The following is a 4,049-nucleotide window of genomic DNA, read 5'->3' as shown; positions in this document are numbered from 1 at the left end:
CGGGAGCAGCTCGGCGTCGCCCGACTCGATGATCGTCACGCGGCGGAGCATCTGCCGGATGATGATCTCGATGTGCTTGTCGTGGATCGACACACCCTGCGAGTTGTAGACCTTCTGGACCTCGGCGACCAGGTGGACCTGGACGGCACGCTGGCCCATGATCCGCAGCACGTCGTGCGGGTTGGTGGCACCCATGGTCAGCTTCTGGCCGACCTCGACCGCCTCGCCCTCGCTGACGAGCAGCTTCACGCGCTTCGAGACCGGGTAGGCGATCTCGTCGCTGCCGTCGTCCGGCGTGATGACCAGCTTGCGGGTCTTCTCGGTGTCCTCGATGCGGACCCGGCCCTGCGCCTCCGAGATCGGGGCCACACCCTTGGGGGTACGGGCCTCGAAAAGCTCGACGACACGGGGCAGACCCTGCGTGATGTCGTCACCGGCCACACCACCGGTGTGGAAGGTACGCATGGTCAGCTGGGTACCGGGCTCACCGATGGACTGGGCGGCGATGATGCCGACCGCCTCACCGATGTCGACCAGCTTGCCGGTGGCCAGCGAGCGCCCGTAGCACATGGCGCAGGTGCCGACGGCCGACTCACAGGTCAGGATCGAGCGGGTCTTGACCTCGCTGATGCCGTGGCGGATCAGCTCGTCGATCAGCACGTCACCGAGGTCGGTGTTGGCGGTGGCAAGGAGCTTGCCGTCCACCGTGATGTCCTCGGCGAGCATGCGGGCGTAGACGCTGGTCTCGACGTCGTCCGTCTTGCGCAGGACGCCGTCCGCACCGACGGTGCCGATCGCCAGCTTCAGGCCGCGCTCGGTGCCGCAGTCCTCCTCGCGGATGATGACGTCCTGGGAGACGTCGACCAGACGACGGGTGAGGTAACCGGAGTCGGCGGTACGCAGAGCGGTGTCGGCCAGACCCTTACGGGCACCGTGGGTGGAGATGAAGTACTCCAGAACGGTGAGGCCCTCACGGAACGACGCCTTGATGGGTCGCGGGATGGTCTCGTTCTTGGCGTTCGACACCAGACCACGCATACCGGCGATCTGGCGCATCTGCATCATGTTTCCACGGGCACCCGAGTCGACCATCATGAAGATGGGGTTCGTCTTCGGGAAGTTCGCGGCCATGGCGTCCGCGACCTCGTTGGTCGCCTGGGTCCAGATGCCGACGAGCTCCTGCTTGCGCTCGTCGTTGGTGATCAGACCGCGCTCGTACTGCTTCTGGACCTTCTCCGCCTTCGCCTCGTAGCCCTCAAGGATCTGGGGCTTGCTCGGCGGGACGATGACGTCCGAGATGGAGACGGTGACACCCGAACGGGTCGACCAGTGGAAGCCGGACGCCTTCAGGTTGTCCAGGGTCGCCGCGACGGTGACCTTGGGGTAGCGCTCCGCCAGGTCGTTGACGATCGCGGAGAGCTGCTTCTTGCCCACCTCGTAGTCGACGAACGGGTAGTCCTCGGGCAGCAGCTCGTTGAAGAGCGCGCGGCCCAGGGTGGTGTTCAGGCGGAAGGACTCGCCCTCGAACCAGCTCGACTGGCCCTCCTCGTCCACCGGCGGGGTCCAGCCGCGGGGCGGGACGGTGCCGATCGGCAGACGCAGCTCGATCGGGGCCTGGACGTCCAGCTCGCGGGCGTCGAAGGCCATGATCGCCTCGGCGGTCGACGAGAAGGAGCGGCCGGCGCCCTTCACGTTGTCGCGGTCCGAGGTCAGGAAGAACAGACCGAGCACCATGTCCTGGGTCGGCATGGTGACGGGGCGACCGTCGGCCGGCTTCAGGATGTTGTTCGAGGACAGCATCAGGATGCGGGCCTCGGCCTGCGCCTCCGCGGAGAGCGGCAGGTGGACGGCCATCTGGTCACCGTCGAAGTCCGCGTTGAACGCGGTGCAGACGAGCGGGTGGATCTGGATGGCCTTGCCCTCGACCAGCTGCGGCTCGAAGGCCTGGATGCCGAGGCGGTGCAGGGTGGGTGCACGGTTCAGCAGCACCGGGTGCTCGGCGATGACCTCTTCGAGGACGTCCCAGACGACCGGGCGGGCGCGCTCGACCATGCGCTTGGCCGACTTGATGTTCTGCGCGTGGTTCAGGTCGACCAGGCGCTTCATCACGAACGGCTTGAAGAGCTCCAGCGCCATGGCCTTGGGCAGACCGCACTGGTGCAGCTTGAGCTGCGGGCCGACGACGATGACCGAACGGGCCGAGTAGTCGACTCGCTTGCCGAGCAGGTTCTGGCGGAAACGACCCTGCTTGCCCTTCAGCATGTCGCTGAGGGACTTCAGCGGACGGTTGCCGGGGCCCGTGACCGGGCGACCACGACGGCCGTTGTCGAACAGGGCGTCGACGGCCTCCTGGAGCATGCGCTTCTCGTTGTTCACGATGATCTCGGGGGCACCGAGGTCGAGAAGCCGCTTCAGGCGGTTGTTGCGGTTGATGACGCGGCGGTACAGGTCGTTCAGGTCGGAGGTCGCGAAGCGGCCACCGTCCAGCTGCACCATCGGACGCAGGTCCGGCGGGATGACCGGGACGCAGTCCAGCACCATGCCGTTGGGCTTGTTGGTGGTCTGCAGGAACGCGGAGACGACCTTGAGGCGCTTGAGCGCACGGGTCTTCTTCTGGCCCTTGCCGGTGCGGATGATCTCGCGCAGGCGCTCGGACTCCTCCGCCAGGTCGAAGGTCTCGAGGCGGTCCTTGAGGGCCGCCGCGCCCATCGAGCCGGAGAAGTAGGTGCCGAAGCGGTCGCGCAGCTCGCGGTAGAGCAGCTCGTCGCCCTCGAGGTCCTGGACCTTGAGGTTCTTGAAGCGGGCCCACACCTCGTCGAGGCGGTCGAGCTCGCGCTGCGCACGGTCGCGCAGCTGCTTCATCTCGCGCTCGGCACCCTCGCGCACCTTGCGGCGCACGTCGGCCTTGGCGCCCTCGGCCTCCAGCTCGGCCAGGTCGGTCTCGGCCTTCTTGGCACGGGCCTCAAGGTCGGAGTCGCGGCGGTTCTCGATCTGCTGACGCTCAACCGAGACGTGCGCCTCCAGGGACGGGAGGTCGCGCTGGCGGCGCTCGTCATCGACCCAGGTGATCATGTAGGCGGCGAAGTAGATGACCTTCTCGAGGTCCTTCGGCGCCAGGTCGAGCAGGTAGCCCAGACGGGACGGGACACCCTTGAAGTACCAGATGTGGGTGACCGGGGCGGCCAGCTCGATGTGGCCCATCCGCTCACGGCGCACCTTGGCGCGGGTCACCTCGACGCCGCAGCGCTCACAGATGATGCCCTTGAAGCGGACGCGCTTGTACTTGCCGCAGTAGCACTCCCAGTCCCGGGTCGGACCGAAGATCTTCTCGCAGAAGAGTCCGTCCTTTTCGGGCTTCAGGGTGCGGTAGTTGATGGTCTCCGGCTTCTTGACCTCGCCGTGCGACCACTGGCGGATGTCGTCGGCGGTGGCCAGGCCGATGCGGAGCTCGTCGAAGAAGTTGACGTCAAGCACTGGTCGTCAAGCCCTCTTTCGTAAGTCGAGAGTCGTTCGTGTGGTCTGAGGGGGGCCTGGGGGCGGGCCGGCTCTCAGTGGTTAAGAGCCGGCCCAGCCTCCGTCAGACCTCTTCGACGCTGCTCGGCTCGCGCCGGGACAGGTCGATGCCGAGCTCCTCGGCGGCGCGGAACACGTCCTCGTCGGAGTCCCGCATCTCGATGGACTGGCCGTCCGAGGACAGCACCTCCACGTTGAGGCAGAGCGACTGCATTTCCTTGATGAGGACCTTGAAGGACTCGGGAATGCCGGGCTCGGGGATGTTCTCGCCCTTGACGATGGCCTCGTAGACCTTCACGCGGCCGAGAACGTCGTCGGACTTGATGGTGAGCAGCTCCTGCAGCGCGTAGGCCGCGCCGTACGCCTCAAGGGCCCACACCTCCATCTCACCGAAGCGCTGACCACCGAACTGCGCCTTACCACCGAGCGGCTGCTGGGTGATCATCGAGTACGGGCCGGTCGAACGGGCGTGCAGCTTGTCGTCGACCAGGTGGTGCAGCTTGAGGATGTACATGTAGCCGACCGAGACCGGCATC

At 66.5% G+C, this 4,049-nt stretch carries 1 protein-coding gene and 1 pseudogene; both read right to left on the bottom strand.

Features of this window, described 5'->3' with window-relative positions; translation table 11 throughout:
• A partial coding sequence (locus C2142_RS22755) for a DNA-directed RNA polymerase subunit beta' (protein ID WP_241002724.1) occupies window positions 1–3,474 on the bottom strand: 3,474 nt, incomplete at its 3' end.
• A gap of 103 nt (window positions 3,475–3,577) precedes the next feature.
• A pseudogene (locus tag C2142_RS22750) lies at window positions 3,578–4,049 on the bottom strand (DNA-directed RNA polymerase subunit beta); the annotation flags it as partial.

The organism is Streptomyces sp. CB01881, from assembly GCF_002953255.1.
Lineage (GTDB): Bacteria > Actinomycetota > Actinomycetes > Streptomycetales > Streptomycetaceae > Kitasatospora.
This window is presented reverse-complemented; position numbering and strand designations above follow the sequence as displayed.